Source organism: Dyadobacter jiangsuensis (genome assembly GCF_003014695.1).
In the GTDB taxonomy this organism is placed as follows: domain Bacteria; phylum Bacteroidota; class Bacteroidia; order Cytophagales; family Spirosomataceae; genus Dyadobacter; species Dyadobacter jiangsuensis.
Genome location: NZ_PYAS01000005.1, coordinates 438,563 through 465,416 on the forward strand (window position 1 = coordinate 438,563; position 26,854 = coordinate 465,416).

Genomic DNA, 26,854 nt, shown 5'->3' on the forward strand with positions numbered 1-26,854 from the left:
ACAAAATTACCCACTAAATCAGGTCGGCGACGGGGTATCGGTTACTGCCAGATGGCGTTCTGCGTCACATTAGGGTTGCCCAGCAGTTCTTTTTGCGGCAGCGGCAGCACATAGTCGCGCTCTTTGGGCACGCGGTCGAGCTTGTACTTCTCCGCGAAATGCTTGATTTCCTTACCGAGGTAATCCACCGGCCCGCCCAGCTTACTTTTCCTGCGCAGCTCCGGGTACATTACCTGTTCGAAAACAAACTCCTGCATGCGCTCGTGGATAATTGCATCTCTCAAAGCCGACTGGCTGAGGCCTTTCAATGCGGCCAGCCCGGCACGGGTCCGTACCTTGTTAATCGACGCGAATGCATCGCCCTGGCCACTTTCGTTGCAGGCTTCCGAGTGCCCGAGCAAAATGTCCGCCAAACGAATGTAAATCGTGTTTTTCTCGGTAGCGGCATTGCTTTTGTCAAGCTCTACGATCTTCGCCGCCCATGCTTTTCCGAAAATCATCTGCGCCGGATCGTTCGGGTTTGCATCAGATTTCACCACACCGCCGAAGCGCGACAGGTTATAATCCGCCTTTTCGCTCCAATGCACAATCGGGTAAGCGCCATTGATTTTACCGAAACGGCCCGTTGGATAACTTTCGATAAACGTTCCTGCAATACGTTTGTCCTTTGGATCATAGCTCGCGCGAAACTCCTGGGTAGCGCTGATCCAGCTCCATCCCGATCCGCCCAATTCGCTGGGGAAATCCTCCGGGTTGAAGTGCATTGAATGCACATTGTACTCGCTCGGATTGGCTGAGGCCGAAACCTGGGCTTCGAAGATTCTTTCGCCCTGGTTTTCATGACCCAGGTCAAAATTGTGGGAAAAATCAGTGAAGAGCGCAATGCCGCTGTTATTGATAATATCCTCGCCCGTCGCCTTCGCGTCGGCCCATTTTTCGTCCCAAAGCTGAGTTTTCATCAGGATCGATTTCGCGGCCCATTTCGTCGCGCGACCAATATCCGCACCGGTGTAGCTCGCCGGCAGCAATTCAGCTGCCGCTTTGCTATCAGCATAAATCTGCGCGATCACCGCCGCTTTACCGCCAGAGTTGGAAGGCAACTCCGAAATATCCTGCGTCGATTTCGTTGCCAGCGGCACATTATCGAAATAGCTCAGCAAGCTGTAATAATAGAATGCACGCAAAAACAGCGCTTCCCCTTTCACACGCTTGATTAATGCCTCGTTCGAAGGGTCTTTCATCGCATCTGCAGTTTCAATGATCGCATTCGCCCGGTTAATGGACCGGTAGCAAGTTCCCCAGTACGCCTCGATGTATTCGTCGGCCGGGCTTACGTTGCCCAATTGGTATTGCAGAGGCCCTTTCTCCCACCCAACCTGATAACCCACCAGGCATTCAAATACATAGCGGTCGTAGAAGAAACCGAAACCTCCCGAATTCAGGTCATCGTAAACCGCATTCACGCCCAACACCAGCTCCGTCGCTGTTTTATAGAACGTGTCGGGGTTGATAAAATCGGGCTTCTCCTTCAAATCCGAACAGCCTGCCGCAGCAAACAGCAGTGCCGAAAGTCCCGTCAATCTGATTTTATATAAAAATGACTTTTTCATAACAAACTGATTTTCAATTTGAAATATTAAATACCAAGATTAACACCCACTGTAAACATGCGCGACCGGGGGTAAGCGTCGTAATCATCGCCGCGGTTCAGGTTATTCTGGCCCTGGTTGTTCACTTCGGGATCAAAACCTTTGTACTTGGTAATCAGGAAGAGGTTCTGCCCGCTCACATACACGCGCGCACTGCGGATGTAGGCGCTCTTGACCGGGACCGTATACCCGAGCGAGAGGTTCTGCAGACGGACGAACGAGCCATCCTGGATGAAGAATGACGACCGGCGGAAAGAAATGAAATCGCGGCGGCCATCAATTACCGGACGCGGTGCATTCGGGTTTTCAGGTGTCCAGGAATCGGTCAGGATATTGGCGATCTGATTGATTTTCTGCACGCCATCACCCATTTCGGATTGTTGCAGGTTGCGGATCTTGTTGCCATGCACCCCACGGAAGAATACTGCGAGGTCAAAGCCTTTGTATTTCAGGGTGGTGTTGAATCCCCAGGTCAGTTTCGGGTTGGGGTCGCCGATGATCTTGAAATCGTCGGTGGTGTATTTGCCGTCGCCGTTCACGTCTTCATACTTGGGGTAACCCGCTTTTGCAGAGTAGCTTTTACCCTCCTCATCGGATTGGAATAAGCCAATGTAGTTATATCCGCTCCAAACGCCGATCGGATTCCCGCCCTGCACCCAGCTGCCGAGCACGCCAAGGTGGCCGCTGGTACTGTTGGAAAAGAATGGCGTACTCATGCCCAGGTCGAGGATCTTGTTGCGCAGGATAGAAACATTACCGCTCACGTCCCAGGTTAATGCATTGGTGCTGATCAGCTTATAGTTAGCCGAAAATTCAAGTCCCTTGTTACTCAACGAGCCGGAATTGAGCATTATCGTGCTGAAACCGGTGCTTTGCGGAATGGAAACGTCGAGCAGCAGATCGGTGGTTTTATTTTTAAATGCGTCGATCGTCAGGCTGAGGCGGTTGTTCAGCAATGCGAAATCCAGACCGATATTAAGCATCGAAGTACTTTCCCACTTCAAATCCGAGTTCGGAATACGGTTTGGCGCGTAGCCTGAAACGAGCGTGGGTACTCCCCCGAAAACGTAATTGTAAGGTACCAATCCAGCCACGGAACGATAAACCGGGATTTGCGAATTACCCGTCAAACCATAGCTCGCGCGGATTTTAAAATCGTCAAAAACCTTCCCTAACCCCGAATTTTTGAAAAAATCCTCATTCACCACACGCCAGCCGATTGCCGCCGAAGGGAAGATCGCCCATTTGTTGTTCGGCCCGAATTTGGACGAGCCATCGCGGCGAAGCGTCACGGTAAGCAGGTAGCGGTCTTTCAAATTGAAATTCACCCGCCCCAGCATCGACATCAGCTCCCATTCCACTCGGCCTGAGTTAGGCACCAGTGGCCGGCTGCCGTTTTGCATATTCACGGCATCGATATCATCGGAAGGAAGCCCGCGCGTCGCATTGGATTCGAAATAGTTGATCTCCTTTTGGTAGGTATAACCCAATGTCACATCGAGATAATGCCCTTTGGCAACTTCCTTGTTGTATGTTAAAATGTTCTCATTCAATATGTTATTGGAGTTTCGGTTTGCTTTCTGCAACTCGCGGCCATTCTGGCGGCCTATGTACGTGAAGTTGTTGTAGAAAGTCGTACGACGTGCGTTCACAATGTCCAAGCCCAGGCTCGTGCGGAATTTCAAACCTTCCAGGATATTCACACTCAGCGCCGAAGTACCGAAAAGGCGGTTGGTAAAATCCTTATCATAACCCTCTACGGCCTCCGCCAGGGGGTTGGTCATAAAACGCTGGTCGTAACTCGCATACTGGTAGCCGCCATTCTGATCGTAAACCGGGCCGGTAGGATCGAGGCCCAATGCTGTGATGACGATACCGCCCGGTCCGCCGCGGTCCGTAGGCACATTGCTGCTGCCCGACCGGTTGAACGACCAGCTGTTGCTCAGCGTAGCCTTGCCTTTGAGGAAATCGTTATCCAGGTTCATCCGGAAACCATAGCGGTTGAAATCCGTATTCTTAATGATCCCTTTGTTATTCAAATAATTACCTACAAATGCGTAGCGCATTCCTTTGTTGCCGCCTGTAAACGAAAGCTGGTGATTGGACAGCCCGCCGGTACGTGAAATTACGTCCCACCAGTCGGTACCTTTGCCAATTTGTGCGATCTGCGCGTCGGTATAGCGCGGGTTTCCACCCTGGCTGCGTTCCAGCATATTAATGTAGCGCGCATAATCGGCGCCATTGAGCACATCCACTTCGCGTGCGATGGTCTGGAATGAATAGGAGCCATCATAGTCCACGCGGCTCTGGCCTTCCTTGCCGCGTTTGGTCGTAATCAAAATCACGCCATTCGCCCCGCGGGAACCGTAAATGGAGGTTGCTGAGGCATCTTTCAGTATTTCAATGGATTCGATTTCATTCGGGTTAATGGTCGCCATCGCATTGGTAGGCTGGCGGTTACCGCTGGTACCCAATGCGCCATTGTCGGGATAAATAGGAAAGCCGTCGATTACATAAAGCGGCTCGCTACCGCTGTTGATGGAGTTGGCGCCACGCACACGGATGGAAATACCGCCGCCCGGTGCGCCCGACGTTTGCGTCACCTGCACACCCGGCGCCCGCGACTGGATCGCCTGATCGACCGAAGTCACCGGCATTTCGCGGATCGCGTCACCCTTAATGCTCGCTACCGAACCGGTGAGGTCACTTTTCCGCACCGAACCATAACCTACCACCACCACTTCTTCCAACGCCTGGTTATCCGGCTGCATCGTTACGTTCAATGTCGTTTGACCACCCAATACCACTTCTTGTGGCTTGTAGCCCACAAAACTGAAAACCAGCACGGCGCTCTGTTCGGCCACGTCTATTGCAAATGCACCTTCCTGATCGGTAGTAGTGCCTTTTTGCGTGCCTTTGATGATCACGCTCACGCCGGGCAGACCCGCGTTGTTTTCGTCGATCACCTTGCCTTTGACCAGCGCTACGGCCGGACTGGCCATATTTTCTGTGACATCGGGCTGCTGCGGTTCGGTAACAGCGCCGGTTTCGGCAGTCAGCAAAATACGGCCTGCGGTTAGTTCATAGGCGATGTGCAGCGGATCGAGCAGCGTGCTCAGTGCAGTCGACAGCTTCTGCCGGTTGATATGCACATCAATCGTCCGCTCGGCGCGGATATTCTTCTGGCTGTACGCAAATTTCACGTCGGCCTGCCCTTCGATCTCACGCAGGACATTTCTCAGTTCTGCATTCTGTGCATGGATCGTCACCATTCTCTCCATGATCTCCTGCGCGCGCCCCTCGCTCGCAGCGTGGGTGAGCGTCGTGAAAACCACTGCAAAAAGGATTTGGGCAAATGTTATTTTCATGACCATGCATAGTGATGCACACCATTTTAACTGTTGGGTTTTTTGCATATTTTTGAAGGTTCTATTTGTGAAAAACAGGACATCCGCCCGCTTACCGTCTGTCCAGGATCACGTAAGCAGGCATTTCCGAAGCCGGTAGTGGTGGTACACTATCGGTTTCTTTGTTTCAGGTCGGTGGGGTAGTTTTTATAGTTCCATATTTAAGGGTTTAGGATTAGGAAAGACTTAGTCGCAACCGCGGCCGTTGATCAGAATGCGTGTTCCTTTCACTTCATAATCGGCGCCATTGGATTTGCAAACGAGCGCCAGCTTGTCGTACAGCTGCATATCGGTAAGGTCGCCGGTGAAAGAGCAATGCGCGATGCGATCGTTCGCGAAGACGATCTCTATTCCGTAGGCATCCTGCAATGCGGCGGCTATTTTTTCAAGCTTTTCGTCGTTGAAAATCATTTTTGCCTCCTCGGCAACCTGCGATGTTTTCACCGGCTCCGGTACAAGGCCAGTCATCAAATGGCGGCTTTCGGCGAAATACGTCACCCGTTGGTTCGGTGTCAGCACCACGCCATTATCGTGGTTATCAACAGAATCTCCTTCGCTGAATGCCTCGCGGTTTTCAAATACGGAAACTTTTCCGGTCACAACCTCCACTTCCAGCGCCTTATCTTTCGCATTGTTTTTGATCCGGAAGCTGGTCCCGAGCACGCGGGTGATGATTTTGCCGCTGTACACGAGGAACGGCTGGTCGGGATTGCGGGTGATTTCAAAAAATGCATTACCCGTAAGCTGTACCGTGCGCTTGTCGCCTGCAAATGATGCCGGAAACACGATTTTAGCCCCCGGTTCGAGGGTTACCGTGCTATGATCGCTCAATGTGAGGCGCTTCGGAAGATCCGTCGTGTTTTCTTCGGTGATCAGACGGCTTTGGGGCGCTTGCACAAACATCTTCTCCTGCATCACACCTGGCTTGCGAGGCTCTTTACCCAGAAATGCCCAGAAACCAACCACGAGCAACACAGCCGCGGCTGTGGCCATATACACCGAGGCCCTGCGCCACCAATGCCGTACAACGACCGGTTCGGCGTAATCCGCTACCGATGTTTCTGTGGCCAGTTTACCCAGCATTCGTTCCTCCATTTCACGTTTTTCCAGGTCGCTGAGCACTGCCATCCCATCGGCATTGAGGCTTTCATACCACTGGTGAATTCTCAGCTTTTCCTCCTTCGTGCAGTTTCCTTCCCGGTATTTCAGGAGCAGGGCTTGCCATTCCTTGTTGTTCATTGATGTGTAAATCAGGTCTTCGAATCATAAGCCGAAAAAATGGCCCTATTCCCTAAATAGATTTAGAAAATATTTGAATTATACAATTTGAAATGCATTAAGAGCCGGAAGTTCTTGGAAAAAGATAATAGTGGGAGGACGAAAAAGGGAGGAGAGGGAGGAAGGAGGAAACGGAGGATGGATGGATGGATGGAGAACCGGACGTTTTCGATGCGCGTGGTACTAGAACAGGCCGGAGGCGGCCAGGAGGAGAATCATTACCTCTTTCAGGTATGTACGTACAACGCGCACGGATTTGGTGAGGTGGTATTCGACTGCCTTCTCCGAAAGCCCGAAACGGACGGCAATGCGGGAAATGGGCCAGTATTCCAGCTTATGCAGGCGGAAGATTTCTTGGGTTTTTTCGGGTAGAATATGCAGGCATTCATCGATTACCCGCAGCAGTTCATCCAATGCGAGCTGGTTTTCGGTATTCAAATCCTGCATGCCTTCGATTGATCCATAGTCGTCGAGGTTTTCGAAGGTTCGGCCTTTGGTGCGGATGTAATCGATGACCTCGTAGCGGACAGCGGAAAAAAGATAGTAGTTCAGATTTTCAATACGCAGCGTATCCCGCTCTCTCCAAAGCCGCAGAAAAATGTCCTGCACAATCTCTTCGGCCGCTTCCTTGTTGCGGAGCTTGCGGTATGCGACCAGGAACATGTCGTACCAATAGGCCTTATAAACCGCCGTAAATGCTTCCGCATCCCCATTTTGCAATGCGAGGAGCAGGTGGCCGGCCTTGTCGTTATCCACCATTACAGCTTGTTTTTGTTAAAGATCAGGAAACAGGATTCTGGCAAAGTTATATTATTTGCTTTTATTATCCAGTAATTAAAATTTGTAATAAAACAGGAACCGATTGATAATGCGGAGCAGTTCGATTGATCATTTCCCACCGATGACGCTTGTATTCAACTTAAATTCTGTCGATTATGCGCGCTCCTACCAAAGTCCGTGCATAAGAATACCCCAGCAATTGCCCTGCCATGGTGCGGGTCAGGTGAAAACCTCCGGATGCGTGCACGGCGCATTTAGGACACCTTCGGCAGGGCACTAAACAAAATTCTTACGGTGCGCTGCACCTCTCAATCCTTGGTATTGTCTACAAATATTTGGGAGCTCTGCACCCGTCCCTGCGCAGATTGGAACCTTCCGTGCCAATAAGCAAAATTGTTCCATCAAACAGAGGCGCAGAGCGCCGAAACACTTGTAGACCCGGACAAGGAAACCAAACGTGCCGAAGGTGCAGCGCACCGTAAGATTTGTTGATCCGTTATTTAAAATTCAACAAATACCCCGTCAAATCGGCCAGATCCTGCTCGTTCAGGCCTAGTGCGGTAGGTTCCGGCATCAACGACGACGGCATTTTCTCCCGGGTTTTGATCTGATCCGCCTTGATCGTATGCTGCTGACCGGCGGCATCTTTCAAAACCACGTTCGCGCCGTCGCTCATGAGGAAGCCGAAATAGGTATCACCCTTTTTGGTTACGATCGTGTAGCTTTCATAGCCGAAAACCATGCTCGCCGATGGGTTCACAATGGCATCCAGGAGGCCCGCTTTATCGAACTTTTTATGAATGGTAGTCAAATCCGGCCCGATTTCGGCGCCGGATTTGCCGTGTTTATGGCAGGCAGCGCATGTAGTCGAGAATATTTTTTCGCCATGCGCAGGGTCCGAATTCATTCTCGATATAAAATCCGTTTTCAAAACCTTGCCGTTTCTCGGGAAAAACTGGCTGGCAACCACACGCACGTTCTGGTCGGGATTTTTGAAAATGATCTCGCTGACGGATTTCGCAATGGTATCGGGCAGTTGGCCTTGTACGCGCATATCCACGAGGATATTGCCGCCATTCACGTCCGACGCCATTTGCCGGGCGGTTTCAATGCGCTGCGGCATCGGTTGCGTTTTATCGACGACGGTCTTTTTCAGGTCGAGCATGCGCTTGTAGGCGGGTGTCATTACCTGCGCGGTGGCCTGTTCCCAGTTCATGAGATCGGCCCAGTCGTTGCTTTTGCGGAAGTTGATCCAGTAGGAGGCCAGCGACGCGACGTCCGGCAATGTGGATTTGGACAATGCGATCATCGCCTCGGCCGCTTTTTTATCCTTGATAAAGCCAATGGCTGTCAATGCTTTGCGTCGCTCCGGCTCCGATACTTTTGCAGATCCGGCCCTGATTTTCAATTCCTCCACCGCAGATACAGGATGCAGTCGCCATGCAAGGCCCGCACGCTGCGGTTTCCAGTTCGGCGGATCGGCTTTGAACGCCTCGCGCACATAGGCGTACACCTGGGCCTCCTTTCCGTCAGCCGCCGTCCCGATTGCTTCCAGCATCCAGGGATCTTTGCCATCGTAATTTTTGATAAGATTTGCAATGCTATTAATAGCCTGATCATAAGGAATATCCCGCAACGCGATTCCTACCTCCCGACGGACGGACGGATCGGCATCTTTCGACATTTTTTCCAAATAGATATTGGCCTTTCCAGTCGATTTTAATGCACGAAAAGCGGCGAGCCTGTGCATCGCATTAGGTGAGTCGAGCAATTTAATCGCCTCCGCATTGCCCTGCTCTCCCAACTGTGCCAAAAGCCAGATCGCTCGTGCCTGATGATAGGGGTTTTCGGAGGTAAGCAGTTGTTTTACATTCGGTACCACCGCGTCTCCCTTTGCCTTTAATCCTTCAAAACCTAATGCACGAACATTGATGGCGGGGTTTTTCAAAGCATCGACAAGGCCTGCCGTAGTCGTAAAATCCAGTTTCGGGGTCGTTAGTTTTTTGCCTTTCGGGGTAATGCGGTAAATGCGTCCGTAACCCTTTTTATCCTTCATCGCATGACCGCCTACCACGGGGTCGTACCAGTCGGCGATGTAAACGGCCCCATCGGGCCCCACGGCCACGTCCGACGGCCGGAACCATTTGCGGTAGTCCTGATCGGTTTCATACCATTCGTAGCGCTCCGAAACTTTTGGGAAAGAGCTGATCAGATCCTGGCGTTTCAATTCGAAACCGGCCCCCTGCGGCTTTGGTTGATAGGCAAATATCACATTGCGCCCGGCCTCGCAGCTCAGCAATGTGCCGCGGTAATTTTTTCCTAACTCATCCCCCTCATAAAACACAATTCCCGTAGGCGAACCTGCGCCGGAATTGTCTCCGGCCGGCATTACACCCGGGTCTTCCTGGTGCCAGTGCGTAGCGAAAATGTCCTGTCCAGGCCTCCGATCTGCCTGCCAGTAGCGGGTACCGTCAGCCGAAAAGTAGCCCGCGTTGCCGTTTTCCTGCAAAAAGGAAACGCGGCAGGTGATTACCTGGTCGTCGTTGTCGTTCTGCCACATATTGCCGTAGCTATCGAGGCACACCTCGTAGCTGTTGCGGAAGTTGTGGCCGAGTACTTTCAGGCCGGTACCATCCGGATTGATGCGCAATGCAAGCCCCCCTACCCAAATGCGGCCGTCGTCCGACTTCTGATTACCCTCGTTCTTTTTGTTATAAGGCGTGCCGCCAACGTAGAGGCTACCGCTGCGCAATGTCCAGCCGCTTTTGTCGGTGACATTATGCGGGCCCGCATTGCCGGTATTGAAATAGTACTTTCCATCCGGCCCTACGATCAGCGAATGCAGCGAATGGTCGTGGTCGAAACCGCCGAAACCGGTCAGGAAAACCTCCCGTTTGTCCGGTTTATCGTCGCCATTCGTGTCTGTATACACTAGCAGGTTAGGCGCACACGAAACGATGGTTTTGTTTCCAATGACTGCAATCCCGAGCGGCGCCGTCAGCAAGGAATCTTCGACATACACCTTGGCCGATTCGGCTTTGCCGTCGCCGTCTTTGTCTTCCAGGATCATCACCCGGTCGCCTTTTTGCTTATGGCTGAGGCGCTCGGCAGGTTTGGTATTGAAGTCCCGGTAATTAACCGCCTCCGTAATCCATATCCGGCCCCTGGCATCGATATCCATGTTGGTCGGGTTGTAGAACATCGGAGCCTCGGCCCATAATGTGGCTTCGAGATCGTCGGGCACGTACAGGCGCGAGGAATCGTCGGCGACGGCAACGGGCGTGACAGCACGTTTCGGCGACTTTTGCCCGTTTTGGATTGAAACAATGCTGAAAGCAGCAGCGAGCAGCATGCTTCCTGCCAGAATACCGGTTTTACGGAGCGATAATGTACTGGTAATGTTCATAATGATTGTTTGAAGGAGTAAGGGGAAGAAAGGGAGGATGGAGGAAAGGAAAATGAAAAATAAAGTGATTTCTTTTTCGTCCCCTTCTTCCATCCTCCCTTTCCTCCTTTCTCCATTAAAGCCTACGTTACAAATAATCCTTTGAGGTAATCAAGATTATGTTGGTAACACGGGATAATCTCGGCTCCTTGCGGCGTAGCACCTTCGATCTGCATCCAGCCTTCGTACCCGATGTCCTTCACCGCTTTCGCTACACGCGGCCAGTCGAGCGGGCCTTCGCCGAGGCGCTGGCCGTTTTCCTTCATATGTATTTCACAGATCATGTCTCTGCCGAGCATGGGTATTTCCTTGAAAATATCATGGCCGGCATCGGTGGAATTGCGGAAGTCGTAATACACCTTCACCGCCTTCGAGCCGACTGCATGGATAATGTCTAAATGCTCCTGACCGCTCAGCCACGATTCGATACCCAAGGTAATACCCTGTTTTTCGGCGTGCGGCGCTACTTTTTTCAACCGTTCGATCACGGCTTTTTTACCGGCGTCGTCATTCCGCAAGTCACCTTCCGAAAAGAATGCGAGCAAAATCACCTTCACACCCAATGCTTTGGCTGCATCCACGCTGTTCCAGACCCACTCTTCCGTTTTCGGCTGTGATTTATACGGCACCCGGTTCAGTTCGCCGATCGCGAGGCTCGACACCTTCACACCCGTACGCGCGGAAGCGTCGCGGATCGCCTGCAAGGTTTCCGGCGCCGAAAGGCCTTTTTCATCCTTCCCGGTATTGTAGCTTACCTGAATTCCGTTCAAACCGATTTGCTTCGCACGCTCGAACGCTTCCGGACTCAGCTGCCGCCCTACCGACCAGTCACAAGCACCAATCTGGTATTTCGGAACCAATGCAGGAAGGTTTTTCAAAGCATTATCCTCATCGAATGCTGCGGATGCCAGCAGCAGCGCACTGCTTTTGAGCATTTCCCGCCGGTTCAACGCCAAACCATCTTTCATTACAGTCAGATTTTGAAATACTTATCAGAATATCTTCAAAATCTGCTGTGATTGGGTTTCTACTTATATTGCCGGGTAACGTTACCGGCTGAATGCGTCCTCTATATGCCGGATGTCCGTCGAGCCATCCGGTAAAATCAATACCGAAACGATATCGAAACGGACGTCATGGTCCCAATCGGCGTCAAAAATATACTGCTCCGCAGCGCGCATGATGAGCTTTGCTTTGGCCGCATTCACGAATTCTTCCGGCATTCCGAAGGCGGTACCGGTGCGGGTTTTTACTTCCACGAAAATCAGCATATCGTCTTTCGAAGCGATCAGATCGATCTCGGATTGCCAGTTGCGGTAATTTCTGGCGATGATTTTGAAGCCTTTTTCGAGCAGGAAGGATGCCGCGGAGGTTTCGCCCCAGCGGCCGAGGTCATTGTGTGCTGCCATAGTGTGTATGGTTAAAAATGTCTTAGCTGCGATCAACGGTAGATAATAGTTCTTTCAACTCTATCGGCGACAGAGATTCCCGTTCGCTTTTATCGAAGATTGTAAGTAAATAAATTGTGGTCTCTGAAACGTGGACATAATAAATCACACGTGCTCCGCCAGATTTCCCCTTACCTTTCGAAGCAATGGAAAGCCTTTTCTTGTAACAACCTTTCCCTAATGAAATTCCATTTCGGGGATTCTCTGCAAGCGAGAGCACTAGTTCCCTAAATTCAACGGACAGTGACGGATATTTCTTTAAAAGGCTTTTAAGTCTGGAGTCAAACTCCGGCGTTGTCTTTACAAAGTATCTCATTCAGCAACTCTTCTGCGTCCCGGGCTTCGAGTTTGCCTTCTTTGATCAGTTGCAATTCTTCCAATGCGGTTCTTGTGCTATCCAGCACTTCAAACTGAAAGGGTGTAAAAGGCTTCACTTTGACATACGGAAGCCTCCTCAGTAAGCCTAACACAAACTGAGCTTTGTCGTCTTTAATATCCAGTAAAACCTTCATAACCACAGAATTTAGTTGCACTAACAAATTTAACGAACATTTAGCTAATAAATTAGCGTTGTGAAACCGGGACATGTGTGTACAATACGTTTCATGAACCGGATGCCGCCGGTCTGAACATTTAGACGTCAGAACTATAAATTGGTAACGCGCTCGTCCTCAAATTTTTTTTGAATATTGAAATGAATACCCTGATCAATAAAAAAGTACAGTTCCGGGACCTCGGCCTGATCGATTACCAGGAGGCGTGGGATTACCAGGAAAAAATTTTTGCGGAGACTTTGGCGGTTAAGACGCAGAACCGGAGCCTGGATGCGGAAAGCCAGCAACTGACGCCGAATTTCCTGCTCTTCTGTCAGCACCCTCATGTGTATACGTTAGGCAAAAGCGGCAAGCCGGACCATCTGCTGCTGGCTGAGGATGATTTAGCCGCCAAGCAGGCGAAATATTACAAAATCAACCGGGGAGGAGACATTACCTACCACGGACCGGGGCAAATTGTGGGCTACCCGATCCTGGACCTCGACAATTTCTTTACGGACATCCATGTGTACATGCGTACGCTCGAAGAGGCGATTATTCTTACATTAGCGGAATACGATGTGCAAGCGGGGCGCATTGCTGGGTTAACGGGCGTTTGGATTGATTTTGAGGAACAGAAAAATCCGAGAAAAATCTGCGCGCTGGGCGTGAAGGCGAGCCGCTGGGTAACGATGCACGGATTTGCATTGAATGTCAATACAGATTTGTCGTATTTCGGCAATATCGTACCGTGCGGCATTGATGATAAGGCAGTTACGTCGTTGTCGGCGGAGCTGGGCAGGGAAGTAGATTTGGAAGAAGTTTCAGTAAAATTAAAAAACCATCTGGCGCATTTGTTCAGCATGGAATGGGAAGCAGTGTAATGAAGAAGGATATTATTTTTCACCCTGTGAAGGGAATACAAGTCGCGATTGTGCGGAATATCAACGACTTGAATACCGAGGAATGGAACGTGGTCGTGATTAACCGCAACGACGAGCCGGTAACAAGCGTTTTTGTGACTTCGAAAGGTTACAGTAACAGTGAATCGGGCACGAATACCGACCAACGGACATCGACATTAAGGCATTTCTTTCCTGAAATCCCTTCCGGCGGTCACGTGGTGGTGGAGCCCATCATGCCGGATGTTTTTCATTTGAACAATGAGTTCTGGGTGAGCTATTTCATTGGCAGCCAGATTTTTGATAAAAAATTCATCTTCGTACCCGATAGCATCATCGAGGAAAACATGATGACGATCGATCCACTGGGGCTTGAAGGTGTTTTGCACGAATGACGTTGGGTTGTGTGACGACAATTGGTGCTGGTCATTCATGGTCAGGTGTAGTCATTTGTTGTCAGGTATTGTATGTGAGTCAGGTATTGCAGATGGTAGTCACGAGTTGCCATTGGTTGCTGGTTAGGGCAGTTCGATAAGTTAGCTCGGCTGTTGAATAATATGTATGCCGGTTTGGCGTGTAGCCAGTTGCCATTCTCAGTATTTTCGATAATATTGAAAATCACCGTCGAACTATTTCCTCTCTCAATTATCAAACTACAAATGACAATACCTGGCCATTCATGACAATACCTGACCAAAACCAAACAGCAACACACTATGACCGAAGATTTCAAACGCCGCGTTAAAAATTTTCTGCTCCTCGACATTGAAACTGTTTGCTCGCACGCCAGCTACAACGGGCTCCCTGAGCGAATGCAGAAACTTTGGGACAAGAAGGCGCTGACGCTCAAAAAAGGCGACGATACTACTACTAATGCCGACTACTTCTACGACCGCGGCGCCATTTACGCAGAATTTGGAAAGATCATCTGCATCGCGTTCGGTGCATACTATTGGAACGAAAAAGATGAGATTGCGTTTAAGGTGAGTAGCTTCGCCGGAGACGACGAAGTTCATTTGCTGCTGCAATTCAAGGCGTTGATTGAAAAATACCCCGCCGAACAGCTGATCCTCTGCGCCCACAATGGCAAAGAACTCGACTTCCCGTTCATTTGCCGACGGATGCTGATCCACCGCATCGAAATCCCCAAAGCATTACAGATTACGGGTAAAAAACCCTGGGAACTTCTCCACCAGGATACGATGGATCTGTGGAAATTCGGTGATTACAAAAGCTACACCTCGCTCGATTTGCTCGCCGCCGTTTTTGATATTCCCGGAAGCAAGAACGAAATGAGCGGCGACCAGGTAACAAAGGTTTACTACGAGGAAAATGATCTGGCTAAAATTTCCCGATATTGCAGAGAGGACGTAGTGGTGCTGGCCCAACTTTATTTACGGCTGCATTGCCTTGACCAAATACCCGAACCAAATATCGTACGGGTAGAGTGACCCGCGGTCAGCGGTCAGCGGTCAGCGGTCAGCGGTCAGCGGTCAGCGGTCAGCGGTCAAGCAACAGCAGCCCCAACATAGTCGTTCCGCACAACGCGGGACATTTCATACATTGAATACATGAGAGAAAAAAAGAGTAAAAAGAAACAACAACCTGAAAGAAGGGAGGCCGCAACGCCTCATCATATTGTTTCTTACATAGATAATTTAAAGGCGGACATTGCCGCATTCTTCGATCTGAATGCCGAACATACATTCCGCCCTTTCGATGTGCACGACCATTTCGGGGTGCACGACAAAAAAGTGCGGCTGCTTTTCAACGAGATCCTGCATGAGCTGGAACAGGATGGCAGGCTGATTTATAACAAAAACGGCACTTATACCGCCGTCCCCCATAAAACCAAACCGCAAGGGTTAACCGGGCGCGTCGATCGCGTCAACAAAGGGTTTGCTTTTGTAATAATTGAGGGCCGCGAAGACGATATTTACGTCGATTTGGAATTGCTGAATGGCGCCTGGGACGGCGACATCGTGCAGATACAGCCACTTTCGAGAAATACGCGAAATTCCAGGTCCCGCAACGACTCCGGACGGAACCGGACCGAAGGGCGCGTGACCGAAATCGTGGAGCGTTCGAATGCCGAAATTGTAGGTATTATTGAAATTAATCCACGATTTGCAGTCGTACAGCCCGATAGCAAAAAACTTTACGATCCGATTTTCCTCGAACCGGATCAGGTGGGCGAGGCTCGTCATGGCGACAAAGTGATCGTCAGGGTAACCGAATGGCCCACGCGCAGAAGCCAGGCGGAGGGAGAAATCGTATCTGTGCTCGGCAAAGCGGGAAACAACGATGTGGAAATGCACGCAATCCTGGCGGAATTTGGACTGCCATACCACTTCCCTGAAATTGTGGAAGCCGAGGCCCAAAAGATTCCGGATAAAATTGCCAAAAAGGATATTGCCAAACGTCGAGATATACGCGATGTACTAACGTTCACGATCGACCCTGTCGATGCCAAGGACTTTGACGACGCATTGTCTGTAAGGTACCTGGATGAAGATGTGGTAGAAGTAGGAGTGCATATTGCCGACGTTTCGCATTATGTACTGCCCGGGACCGAGCTTGAAAAAGAGGCCTTCCGTCGCGCCACATCCGTTTACCTGGTCGACAGGACTGTGCCGATGCTACCCGAAAAGCTGTCGAACAACCTTTGCTCGCTGCGCCCGAATGAGGACAGGCTGGCATTTTCGGCCATTTTTGAGATTAATTCAAAGGGCAAGTTGCTGAAAGAGTGGTTTGGCAGGACGGTCATCCATTCCGACCGGCGCTTTACCTATGAAGAGGCACAAGCCGTGCTCGATTCAGGCGAAGGCGATTTCCCGAAAGAACTGGATACGCTGAACAAGCTGGCGAAAGTTTTCCGGAAAGAACGGTTCAAAAAAGGTGCTATCAATTTCGAAACACCGGAAGTTCGCTTCCGCCTCGACCCGGAAAGTCGCCCGCTGGGCATTTATACCAAAGAACGCCACGATTCGAACAAGCTGATCGAGGAATTTATGCTGCTCGCCAATAAGCGTGTGGCGGAATACGTGTACTCGCTGTCTAAAGGCGAGGATAAAAACACGATGGTGTACCGCATTCACGAGGCTCCCGATCCCGACCGTTTGCAGACTTTCGCGAATTTTGTGGCGAAACTCGGCCTGAAACTGGAAGTGGAAGAGGAGAGTAAGATCGCCAAATCGATGAATGCGATGCTGGCGAAAGTGGAGGGCAAGCCCGAGCAAAATCTGATCGAATCACTCGCAGTGCGTACGATGGCCAAAGCCCGGTACAGTACCGCGGACCTTGGTCACTTCGGACTGGCATTCAGGCGGTATTCGCACTTCACCTCACCTATTCGCCGCTACCCCGACGTGATGGCGCACAGGCTGTTGCAGCATTATCTCGACGGCGGCAACAACGTCGATAGCGAGCAATATGAACTTGCTTCGAAGCATTCCTCCGAACGCGAGCGACTCGCTGCCGAAGCGGAACGGGCTTCGATCAAATACAAGCAGGTCGAGTTCATGAGCATGATGGATCCTGAGAAGGAGTTCGACGGTATCATCACCGGCGTAACCGAGTTCGGTATTTTCGTGGAAATCACCGAAACCGCTTCGGAAGGATTAATCCGAATGACCGACCTGGGCGACGACTACTACGAGCTCGACAAAGACAATTACCGCGTGATTGGTCAGCATACCAAGAAGATTTACGCATTCGGCGATGCTGTAAAAGTAAAAGTGAAGGAAACCAACCTCGCGCGCCGGAGTATGGACCTTTATTTGGCAGGAACCAAGCCTGGCCGCAGAAGCGAATTCAGCCGTCCGAGCTTTGATAGGGATAACGATCGCCGGCCGCGCGACCGCAAGCCGAAGGAGCCGAGAGGTTCGGGGCGTGTGAAGCGGGGCGCTGGGGGAACGGGTGGTGGAAGCTCAGCTAAGGTGAAGCGGCGGAGGCGGTAGTTAGTGCTGCTCCGCACATTTTGCTGCAATGACTCGCCTTTTCAGGTCGTCCGCACGTTCGGCGAGTCGTTGCATTCCATAACGCCATGCCGCTGTTATGGCCTCTTGATCTGCGTCGATTTTCCTGGTTTTCCAGAAATTCTTACGCTCTTCCTCTGATTCCAAAGCGAGATATTCCTTTACACAAGGCAGGAATAGAGGATGTACTAAGGATCCTACATTGAACTTTTCAAAAGCTGTTTGATTTCCCATATTCGTTCTAGTATAGCATCAACGTGTTGTGCCAATTCTCATCTGTCATGCTGATATCCTGCCTGTATTCGTGATATAAATTAAGGAGTTTTTTTAGAAGCTCATCCTCCTCCGCCAGCTCTTTTCTTTCAGCATCAGACATAAATTTAACCAATAAAAAACAATTAAAAGCACGGTGACGAAGGTAGAAAAATACCGGCCGGAGCTTCCATTTGATGTACAAACACCCCGTTTGGCCGATTAAATGGTATTATCTGCAAAAAATTAGCGCTATGACTCCGAAAATTTTCCTCTTCCTTTTTGTATCCCTGATATCTCTTGCAACCCAAGCCCAAAAACCTGCCGACAAAGAAGAATGGCAACCCCTCTTCAACGGCAAGGACCTGACCGGCTGGGACGTTAAAATTGCAGGCCATAAGGTGAATGACAATTACAAAAACACCTTTCTGGTGGAGGACAATATGATCCGGGTGAATTATAAGGAGTACGACAAATTCACGACGGAATACGGCCATATGTACTATAACAAGCCCTATTCGCATTACAAAATCAGGCTCCAATACCGTTTCACCGGCAACCAGGTACCCGGCGGGGCATCGTGGAATGTACGGAACAGCGGTATTATGCTGCACTCGCAATCCGCGGCAAGCCTCGGGCTCGATCAGGACTTCCCGATATCACTGGAAATGCAATATCTCGGCGGCCTTAATGCAGGCGAGCGCAACACAGGTAACCTATGCACGCCCGGAACAATCGTGGATATCAATGGCAAGCTGGCCGAAGCGCATTGTATTGATTCCGATTCCAAAACCTACAATGGCGACCAATGGGTGGATGCGGAAGCCATTGTGCTCGGCGATTCGATCGTTTACCATATGATCGGCGGCGATACGGTACTCGTTTACACCAATCCGCGCATAGGCGGCGGTTATGTCGGCAAAAATCATACGTTCAAGGACGGTAAAGTCGGTAACGAGGCCGAATGGATCAAAAAGGACGGTACGAAACTTGGCAGCGGCTACATTGCATTGCAGGCAGAGAGCCACCCGATCGACTTCCGGAATATCGAATTGCTCAATCTGAAAGGCTGTATGGACCCGAAGGCGACGAATTACAAGTCGTATTACGTAGCAGCCGACAATTCAACTTGTACCTATAAAAAGAAATAACCAGCGTCATGCGGGCAATAAAACCCGATTGATTTTCGGTTTTTTATATTTTTGCAGGAATGGACGGTTCGTCTGAATCGTCCATTCTTCGTTTATAAATCAGCCATTGTGCTAATGAAAAACACCATTACCCGGTTTGTACTGCTCGTGGTTGTCCTGGCCGGGATCAACTGGCTGGCATCGTCTTTCTTTTTCAGGTGGGACCTTACCGAAGATAAGCGGTACAGTATTTCCGACGCCACCAAGCAACTTCTCGGTAGCCTGGAAAGGGACGTAATCGTGAATGTGTACCTCTCGGGCGACTTTCCGGCGGGCTTCGAACGCCTCGAAAGCGCTACACGGGAGACCTTGGAGGAGTTTAAAACCTACGCCAACGGCCACCTGATCGTCAATTACTCAGACCCTTCCGACGCGACGAGTGAAGAGCAGCGTCAGAAACAATACATGAGCCTCATCGACCGCGGGCTAAACCCCACCAATGTTTTCGCGAACGAGGATGGCAAACGCACCGAAAAAATCATTTTCCCCGGCGTTATCGTCCAGGCTGATACCCTTTCCGTACCTGTTCAATTGTTAAAAGGCAATAAAGCGAGCACACCGGAGGAACAATTGAACCAATCCTACGAAGGCGTCGAGTTTGAACTGGCATCCGCGATACGCGTGCTGGCGAACCCGCAGCGCAAAAAAGTGGGGTTTGTGGTAAGCCATACGAAAATTTCCCCCGCCCGTTTGAGCGACATTATTGCGACAATCCAACAGAGCTATGATGTGTTTCTGGACATGAACAACCCGGAATCCTATGAGGGTCTCGACGCATTGATCGTCATGAAACCTGACAGCGCGTTTTCGGAAGATGAGAAATACAAGCTCGATCAGTACGTAGTGGGAGGAGGCAAAGCCATGTTCTTCGTGGATGGTGCGCGCGTAGATAGCGTGAGCCTCGACGGCAATTATGCCCAGCCATTGGATTTGAATCTCGGTGACCTGTTTTTCAAATGGGGCATTAGATTGAATACTAACCTCGTCAAAGACCTCAACTGTGCTCAGATTCTCCTGAATGTGGGTAATGTAGGCGACAACCCGGAGATCCGTCCAATGCCCTGGCGCTTCTTTCCTTTATTGAATAATTTCGGCCCACATACCGTCACCCGTAACCTGAATGCGGTTTACACGCGGTTTCTGAGCTCGATCGACACCGTCGGCGGGGCGAACGGCATTGCCAAAACACCTTTGCTGATGACCTCGCCTTACACACAGCTCGTGAATGCACCTGCGCTGGTAGGTTATAACGAGGCACGTAAGGACCCGCAACCGGCGGAATATCGTTCGGGTATCAAACTGGCCGGGGTGTTGCTCGAAGGATCATTCACATCGCTCTTTCAAAACCGCATTCTGCCCGGTGATCCGCGTGCAGCGAAGTTCAAGGCCAGCGGTAGTAGCGGAAAGGTGATTATCTGCTCCGATGGGGACCTCATCGTAAACGACTATGATTATAAAAGGAATGCACCGTTACCGCTCGGTTACGACCGCGTGACTAAGCAAACCTTCGGCAACAAGGATTTCGTGCTACACGCACTGGATTACATGACCGACGCCAACGGCTTGATCAATGCCCGCGGCAAACAAATCGCCATCCGGGCGTTGGACAAAATCCAGATTCAGGAAAACCGGAAGTTCTGGCAGGCGCTCAATTTGCTGCTGCCCGTGGTGCTGATAGGCCTTTTTGGAGCCATCAGATATTATCTCAGAATCCGAAAATTTGGGTAACAACGCGGCTGGCGCTTCCGTAATTTTTTATACTTTTGTTCCCTACAACAAAGTTTTTCCGGAATCTTCCGCATATAAATCTATCAACTAAACACTTACGTCACGAATTATGAAGTTTGTCGTTTCGTCATCAGTTCTACTCAAACAGCTGTCAGCTATAAACGGTGTCGTTTCAACGAACCCAATTGTGCCAATCCTTGAAAATTTCCTACTCACACTGGAAGGAAATTCACTAACCGTGACCGCATCGGACCTTCAAACCGTCATGATCACGGAAATTGAGGTGGAATCATCCGAAAAAGGAGCTATTGCCATTCCCGCAAAGTTGCTGCTCGACACCCTCCGCGGCCTGCCCGAGCAACCCATTACCTTGCAGGTGAATGCTGAAACATTTGGTACCGAAATTATTTCCGATAACGGCCGCTATAAACTGTCGGGCGAAAACCCGATCGATTTCCCGAAAACACCAGTTGTGAACCGCGGCCAGTCCGTGGATTTCTCTTCCACCGCCTTGGGATCGGCTATTTCAAACACATTGTTCGCAACGAGTACCGACGACCTTCGTCCGGCTATGACGGGGGTGTTCGTGCAAATGGGAGCTGAAAGCGCAACGTTCGTGGCTACCGACGGTCACCGCCTGGTTCGCTATCGTCGCACCGATATCAAATCGGACATTGATACGTCGATGATCATCCAGCGGAAAGCATTGAACCTGCTAAAAAGCTGTCTACCATCTGATGATGTTCCCGTGAAAGCTGAATTCACATCTTCAAATGCATTTTTCAGCTTTGGTAACATCCGCATGATCTGCCGGTTGATCGACGAGCGTTTCCCGGATTACGAAAACGCGATCCCGACCAACAACCCCAACACGCTTACCATTAACCGTCTGGAAATCCTCAGCTCGCTGAGACGTATTTCGATCTACTCCAACCGGACTACCCACCAAGTGCGCATGAAAATGGCGCTCAACGACCTGGTAATCTCCGCGGAAGACCTTGACTATTCAAACGAAGCCAACGAGCGCCTGATGTGCGAATACAATGGCGACGATATGGAAATTGGTTTTAATGCTAAATTCCTGATTGAAGTATTAGGTAATCTTTCGAGCAAAACCATCACCTTCGAACTTTCCGCTCCAAACCGCGCCGGACTAATTATCCCGGTAGATCAAGAGGAAAACGAAGACATCCTGATGCTGGTAATGCCGGTAATGCTGAATACTTACGTTTAGGAACCGAATCAAAGCAATATTTCAAAGTCCGGCCCTTCGGCCGGACTTTTGTTTTATAATCCATTCAAATACAATATATTAGGCAGTCAAAAGCGTTAATTACGAAAAAAATCGTAGTAAAGGCTTGCAAGTACGATTTTTTTCGTAGACATTTGGTACGAAGATTATCGTAATTAACTAATATCATGTATATCAAGCCCACCGACTCCGAACTGGAAATCCTGAACTACCTCTGGCAGGCAGGACCTAGTACCGTCCGTGCCGTGCACGATGCCCTTTCCGAAACCAAGGACGTCGGCTACACCACCACCTTGAAGCTCATGCAGATCATGCACGACAAGGGGCTGCTCTACCGCACGGAGCAAGGACGATCCCACATTTACGTAGCGCTCCTCGGCAAAGAGGAGACACAGCAGAATCTGGTAGGTAAAATGGTTGAAACCCTCTTTCAGGGCTCCGCCGCGCAGATGGTCATGCAGGCGCTAGGGAATCACACCACCTCCAAAGAAGAACTGGATGAAATTCGCGAGTTATTAAATAACCTGGAAAACAATCGTTAGCCATGAAATTCTTCTCAAATCTGTTACCCGGTCCGGCCGTTTCCGCATTTGGCTGGGCACTCATCCACTCCATCTGGCAGGGAACACTGCTGATGCTGGTCGCTGTCGCCGCATTCTATTTTTTGAGAAAAAAATCAGCCAATACGCGCTACCTCGCGGGTGTTGGCTTCCTTTTCGCACAGGTCGTTGCGTCTGTCGGAACATTCATTTACTATTATCCTAAAACCACCAGCGCGATTTCCAATGCCAAAGCCTTGGCGCGCTACACCGCATTATCCGCATCCCGCACATGGGCGGAAGTCTCCCGGGACCTGCCTATTACATTTAAAATACAAATGTGGCTCACTGCCCATTTACACGAGTTGGTGATCTGCTGGCTCATCGGCTCCGGTATTCTGCTGCTGCGTTTCGCCGGCGGATGGATATTCACCGAAAGGCTCCGTATCAATGCCAAAATCGTCATGGACAAAGAATGGCGGGCGAGATTCGGGGTAATCATAGCCAAAATGAATATCTCCAAAGCCGTCGAATTTCGCGAAACCACCAAGGTGCTCACACCCATGGTAATCGGAACATTCAGCCCGGTGGTATTGATCCCGATCGGCTTGCTTTCCGGGTTTTCCACAGCGCAGGTAGAAGCTATTCTCGCGCATGAACTCGCACACATCCGCAGGAACGATTACCTGATTAATATGCTGCAATCGTTCGTGGAGGTGATTTTTTTCTTCCATCCGGCGATCTGGTGGCTGTCCGAAAAAGTGCGCGCCGAGCGCGAGCATTGCTGCGACGACATTGCGTTGGCCGTTTGTGGGGACAAAATGTCCCTGGCTCATGCTCTGGTGAAAGTAGCCGAATGGCAGGCTACGCCGGGATTAGCCATGGCTTTTGCTTCTAAAAAACCATTGCTACTCCACCGTGTGCAGCGTGTTTTGGGCCTAAATCCAAAACCTGTCCGCACCTTTTCAAGCCTTCCCGCGATGATTTTTGCTATCGGTTTGGTGATCGGCATTTCAGCTTACGCAGTTGCGCAAAAGGTTGAAAAAGACAAGGAAAGAAAAGCAGCCAAGCACATGACCGTCAAAAAACGGAAACCGGCGAAAATCGAAACCCGCAAAGAGCATGAAATGGAAGAAATGGCCGAAGTGGCTATCGAAGAGCAGGTACTTGATAACATCCAAGAAGAATTCTTCGATGTCGATGTTCATATTGACTCCCCCGAAATAGAATTCGAGCATTCGGGCAATGATACTTTGGATCGGAAGATGTGGGAGCTCAACCAAAAGATCCGCGCCATGCATGAGGAGTTAAAACCTTATCATGTGAGATTGCAGGAACTGCACCGCGAACGCGAGAAATACAGATTTGAAACGGAACGGCTCGAACGCGAAATCGAGAAAATGGAGTGGAAAAAGCACCGTGCAGAAGAGCTGAGATCCGATTTGATGGAAAAGAGATCCGTCCTGTTTAATCAGGATGGCAAGGAAGCGAAGATCAGCGATACAGAACTGGATAAGCAATTGGCCGATTTTGAGCAACAGATCAAAGCCCAGGAACAGATTATTTCCGAACTCAATAACCAGATTACCAATACAACCAAAGAGACTATGAAGGTTGATGGAGGTGAGGTAAAATTGCAGCGGGAAATAGAGGAGGTCAACTACAAGATCAGCGAAATGGGCAAAAACATCGGCCTGGAAACGTTGAGCTACCGGAAAATGCAGGGTATCGAAGAGCCTCCACGTGCTCCACGCGTTGCGCGTAGCGGACGTATGCGACGCGCGGGCACCCCTCCTCCCCCACCGCCTGTGGCCGCACCAGCGAAAGTAACTCCAGCTCTCCCGGCAAAACCAGCCCCGGCACCCAAACCACCACTTCCCCCGAAGAAAGACCCAAAGGAATAAATAAAAGGGCAGCGATTGGAATCGCTGCCCTTTTATTTACATATGCAAATTCACTATTCTACTTCAATCACCACGTCGTCACTCATCGGGTGAGTGACGCACGTTAGGATGAACCCTTCATTAATCTCCGCTTCCGAAAGCGCGTCCTCTTCGTCCATTTGAACTTTACCGGACGTGCATCGGCCCATACACGCGGTACACATGCCCGCCTGACACGAATACGGCAGATCGATGTCCATATTCAATGCGGCTTCGAGCACCGTTTCATGCGGTTTTACAGGCAGTTTGTACTCAGTACCTTCATAAAACAGTGTGATCTCACGTGTTTTGGGCGAGTCATCATCCTCCGCTTCCGGCTCTACTGTCACTTCTCCCGGCTTGGCCGAGGTAGCAGTGGCAAAACTCTCTTTCCGTATCTTACTCTCCGGCACCGCCAGGATCGATAGCGCCCGGTGTGCTTCTTCCATCATATCCTCCGGCCCGCACAGGAAGTATTCCGCTTCTTTTTTGTCCAGCGCCCGCAGTTTTTCGATGATTTTCAGCACATGGCTCTTGTTCAATCGCCCGGTTTCGCCTTCCCAGCCTTCGTTTGGCTGGCTTAGTGTGTGGATAACCGTAAAGCGCTTGCCATATTTAGCCTCCAAAGCTGCTATTTTGTCTTTGAAAATAATGCTATCCTCTCTTCTGCTACCGTAGATCAGAAAAACTTCGCTTTCCGGTTCCACCATCAGAACGGATTTCAGAATCGAAAACAGCGGGGTAATACCGCTTCCTGCACCGATAAATACCACCTGGCGTGTCTGATCATCAGCTTGTTTGGGAAAGAAATGGCCCATAGGCTCCAATGCTTCCAGTACATCACCCTCTTTCAGTGTGTCGAGCAGGTGGTTTGATGCATAGCCACCTGGTACCCGCTTAATGGTAATCGCCAGCGAAACATCGGTATAAGGCGAGCTCGACATCGAGTACGACCTTCTGATTTTTTTATCTTCAAAAGGCAGCAGCAAAGTCAGGAACTGCCCCGGCCGGTACTGAACGACTTCATTGATCGGGTGCCAGAAATGGATGGTCGCAGCCTCCTCCGTTTCTTTCTCTATTTCCTTTACTTTTAAAAAATAATATTTGCTCATTATTAAATGGTCGGCGATAAACACAAAGGCCTCACAGGTAACACCCATGAGGCCTTTATGATTTCATATTTATATTATTTCAAAGTTGCAACGGCGTCTTTGATACGTTTTACTGCTTCTTCCAATGCTTCGTCGGCAGCGGCAGTCGAGATACGGATGCAGTTTGGCGCACCGAAACCTGAACCTGCCACGGTCGAAACATAGGATTTGTTCAAAATCCAGTTAGCGAAATCGTCGGAATCCTTGATCAGCGTTTCGCCATCCGATTTGCCGAAGTAATAGCTCACATCCGGGAATGCGTAGAACGCGCCTTGCGGTATATTCACTTTGAAACCCGGAATGTCTTTCAACAAACCTACCACGAGGTCACGACGGCGGTGGTATGCCTTTGCCATTTCGATAGAAGGCTCTTTCGGTCCGTTGAATGCAGCGGTAGCCGCTTTCTGCGCGATAGAGTTCGTTCCCGAAGTAACCTGGCCTTGCAGTTTTTCAACGCCGTCCGCGATCCATTTAGCGGCAGCGATGAACCCGATCCGCCAGCCTGTCATCGCATAACCTTTCGCAACACCGTTTACAGTGATCACGCGATCTTTCAATGCAGGGATAGAACCGATGCTGAAATGGCCTTCCTCTGTGAAGTTGATATATTCGTAGATCTCGTCGGCCAGCACGTAAACACCTTCGTGTTTTTCGAGTACAGCAGCGATTTCTCTCAATTCTTTTTCTGAATAAACAGCGCCGGTCGGGTTGTTCGGTGAGGCGTACATCACCACTTTCGTACGTGGCGTGATCGCTGCTTCCAATTGTGCGGCAGTTACTTTGAAATCGTTTTCAAATGCACCATCGATAATCACCGATTTGCCTTCTGCCAGCTTCACCATTTCGGAGTAGCTCACCCAGTAAGGTGCAAAAATCACCACTTCGTCGCCTGGATTTACCAGAACCTGGATCACGTTCGCGAGTGAATGCTTGGCACCGGTCGAAACCACGATATTTTCAGGTTTCCAATCTATATTATTGTCGCGCTTTAACTTATCAGCAATGGCCTTTCGCAGATCAGGGTAACCTGCTACGGGTGAGTAACCATGAAAACCATCATCGATGGCTTTTTTAGCGGCCTCGCAAATGTGTGCGGGCGTCTTGAAGTCTGGCTCTCCCACGCTCAGACTGATCACTTTATGGCCTTGTGCGGCCAGTTCACGGGCCATTTTGGTCATCGCCAGCGTCGAAGATTCTTCGAGGGCGTTGATCCGGTCGGCCAACCGGGTTTGCTCTGCTACTGCGGACATTGCAATGTTTTAATTAAGTTAAAGAAGGTACTGCGAACTGTATCAACAAATTGCCCGCAAAGGTACGGGTTTTTTAACAGTTGCATTGTATTATGTTAAGAAAGATTTATCGGCCACCTATTAGTTAGCAGGCAGGAAGCGCTATCTGCTT

General features: G+C 50.2%; 21 protein-coding genes. 9 read left to right on the forward strand and 12 right to left on the reverse strand.

Going from position 1 to position 26,854, the window contains the following annotated elements:
• Positions 1-41: 41 nt before the first annotated feature.
• From CLV60_RS13060 to CLV60_RS13100, 9 genes are all read right to left on the reverse strand, one after another.
• The gene (locus tag CLV60_RS13060; protein WP_106595806.1) at positions 42-1,610 is read right to left on the reverse strand and encodes a RagB/SusD family nutrient uptake outer membrane protein; all 1,569 of its coding nucleotides are present in this window, start codon (positions 1,608-1,610) and stop codon (positions 42-44) included.
• 26 nt (positions 1,611-1,636) lie between these two features.
• Positions 1,637-5,017 carry a SusC/RagA family TonB-linked outer membrane protein gene (locus CLV60_RS13065; RefSeq protein ID WP_229210951.1) on the reverse strand — a complete coding sequence of 1,127 codons (3,381 nt, stop codon included), beginning with the start codon at positions 5,015-5,017 and terminating at the stop codon, positions 1,637-1,639.
• A 225-nt stretch (positions 5,018-5,242) separates the two neighbouring features.
• Complete coding sequence (locus tag CLV60_RS13070) at positions 5,243-6,295, reverse strand: FecR family protein (RefSeq protein WP_106595808.1); 1,053 nt, start codon at positions 6,293-6,295, stop codon at positions 5,243-5,245.
• Between the two features lie 222 nt (positions 6,296-6,517).
• Positions 6,518-7,093: an RNA polymerase sigma factor gene (locus tag CLV60_RS13075; RefSeq protein WP_106595809.1), complete on the reverse strand. Its 576-nt coding sequence runs from the start codon at positions 7,091-7,093 to the stop codon at positions 6,518-6,520.
• Positions 7,094-7,610: 517 nt separating this feature from the next.
• Positions 7,611-10,520 (reverse strand): PVC-type heme-binding CxxCH protein, encoded by a 2,910-nt coding sequence (locus CLV60_RS13080; protein WP_106595869.1) that lies wholly within the window; start codon positions 10,518-10,520, stop codon positions 7,611-7,613.
• Positions 10,521-10,642: 122 nt separating this feature from the next.
• The gene (locus tag CLV60_RS13085) at positions 10,643-11,527 is read right to left on the reverse strand and encodes a sugar phosphate isomerase/epimerase family protein (RefSeq protein ID WP_106595810.1); all 885 of its coding nucleotides are present in this window, start codon (positions 11,525-11,527) and stop codon (positions 10,643-10,645) included.
• Between the two features lie 81 nt (positions 11,528-11,608).
• On the reverse strand, positions 11,609-11,968 hold the full coding sequence (locus CLV60_RS13090) for a YraN family protein (RefSeq protein ID WP_106595811.1): 360 nt from the start codon (positions 11,966-11,968) through the stop codon (positions 11,609-11,611).
• A gap of 22 nt (positions 11,969-11,990) precedes the next feature.
• Positions 11,991-12,323, reverse strand: coding sequence for a type II toxin-antitoxin system RelE/ParE family toxin (locus CLV60_RS13095; RefSeq protein ID WP_106595812.1), 333 nt, complete (start codon positions 12,321-12,323; stop codon positions 11,991-11,993).
• Entirely contained in the window at positions 12,289-12,519 is a 231-nt protein-coding gene (locus tag CLV60_RS13100; RefSeq protein WP_106595870.1) for a hypothetical protein, read from the reverse strand. The genes CLV60_RS13095 and CLV60_RS13100 overlap by 35 nt, the downstream gene beginning before the upstream one ends.
• Positions 12,520-12,701: 182 nt before the next feature.
• Here CLV60_RS13100 and lipB point away from each other — a divergent pair, with 182 nt between their 5' ends.
• The 4 genes from lipB (at position 12,702) to rnr (ending at position 17,401) form a co-directional block, all read left to right on the forward strand.
• Positions 12,702-13,424, forward strand: coding sequence for a lipoyl(octanoyl) transferase LipB (lipB, locus tag CLV60_RS13105; RefSeq protein WP_106595813.1), 723 nt, complete (start codon positions 12,702-12,704; stop codon positions 13,422-13,424).
• Positions 13,424-13,837 carry a hypothetical protein gene (locus CLV60_RS13110; RefSeq protein WP_106595871.1) on the forward strand — a complete coding sequence of 138 codons (414 nt, stop codon included), beginning with the start codon at positions 13,424-13,426 and terminating at the stop codon, positions 13,835-13,837. The genes lipB and CLV60_RS13110 overlap by 1 nt, the downstream gene beginning before the upstream one ends.
• A 321-nt stretch (positions 13,838-14,158) precedes the next feature.
• Positions 14,159-14,893 (forward strand): 3'-5' exonuclease, encoded by a 735-nt coding sequence (locus CLV60_RS13115; protein WP_106595814.1) that lies wholly within the window; start codon positions 14,159-14,161, stop codon positions 14,891-14,893.
• Positions 14,894-15,013: 120 nt separating this feature from the next.
• On the forward strand, positions 15,014-17,401 hold the full coding sequence (rnr, locus tag CLV60_RS13120) for a ribonuclease R (RefSeq protein ID WP_106595815.1): 2,388 nt from the start codon (positions 15,014-15,016) through the stop codon (positions 17,399-17,401).
• On the opposite strand, the gene CLV60_RS13125 is transcribed toward rnr, so the two are convergent.
• Positions 17,402-17,653 carry a hypothetical protein gene (locus CLV60_RS13125; protein WP_106595816.1) on the reverse strand — a complete coding sequence of 84 codons (252 nt, stop codon included), beginning with the start codon at positions 17,651-17,653 and terminating at the stop codon, positions 17,402-17,404.
• A gap of 272 nt (positions 17,654-17,925) precedes the next feature.
• Between CLV60_RS13125 and CLV60_RS13130 the strand changes: the two genes are divergently transcribed.
• The 5 genes from CLV60_RS13130 (at position 17,926) to CLV60_RS13150 (ending at position 24,284) form a co-directional block, all read left to right on the forward strand.
• The gene (locus CLV60_RS13130) at positions 17,926-18,822 is read left to right on the forward strand and encodes a 3-keto-disaccharide hydrolase (protein ID WP_106595872.1); all 897 of its coding nucleotides are present in this window, start codon (positions 17,926-17,928) and stop codon (positions 18,820-18,822) included.
• Positions 18,823-18,936: 114 nt separating this feature from the next.
• The gene (gene gldG / locus CLV60_RS13135) at positions 18,937-20,589 is read left to right on the forward strand and encodes a gliding motility-associated ABC transporter substrate-binding protein GldG (protein ID WP_106595817.1); all 1,653 of its coding nucleotides are present in this window, start codon (positions 18,937-18,939) and stop codon (positions 20,587-20,589) included.
• Positions 20,590-20,698: 109 nt separating this feature from the next.
• Entirely contained in the window at positions 20,699-21,823 is a 1,125-nt protein-coding gene (gene dnaN / locus CLV60_RS13140) for a DNA polymerase III subunit beta (protein WP_106595818.1), read from the forward strand.
• A gap of 185 nt (positions 21,824-22,008) precedes the next feature.
• Positions 22,009-22,383, forward strand: a complete 375-nt coding sequence (locus tag CLV60_RS13145; protein WP_015813170.1) for a BlaI/MecI/CopY family transcriptional regulator — start codon at positions 22,009-22,011, stop codon at positions 22,381-22,383.
• Positions 22,384-22,385: 2 nt separating this feature from the next.
• Positions 22,386-24,284, forward strand: coding sequence for a M56 family metallopeptidase (locus CLV60_RS13150; protein WP_106595819.1), 1,899 nt, complete (start codon positions 22,386-22,388; stop codon positions 24,282-24,284).
• Between the two features lie 53 nt (positions 24,285-24,337).
• Here the strand turns inward: CLV60_RS13150 and CLV60_RS13155 are convergent, their stop codons facing one another.
• A complete protein-coding gene (locus CLV60_RS13155; protein WP_106595873.1) occupies positions 24,338-25,414 on the reverse strand; it encodes a ferredoxin--NADP reductase in 1,077 nt (358 codons plus the stop codon).
• A 74-nt stretch (positions 25,415-25,488) separates the two neighbouring features.
• Positions 25,489-26,703, reverse strand: a complete 1,215-nt coding sequence (locus CLV60_RS13160; protein WP_106595820.1) for a pyridoxal phosphate-dependent aminotransferase — start codon at positions 26,701-26,703, stop codon at positions 25,489-25,491.
• Positions 26,704-26,854: the final 151 nt, after the last annotated feature.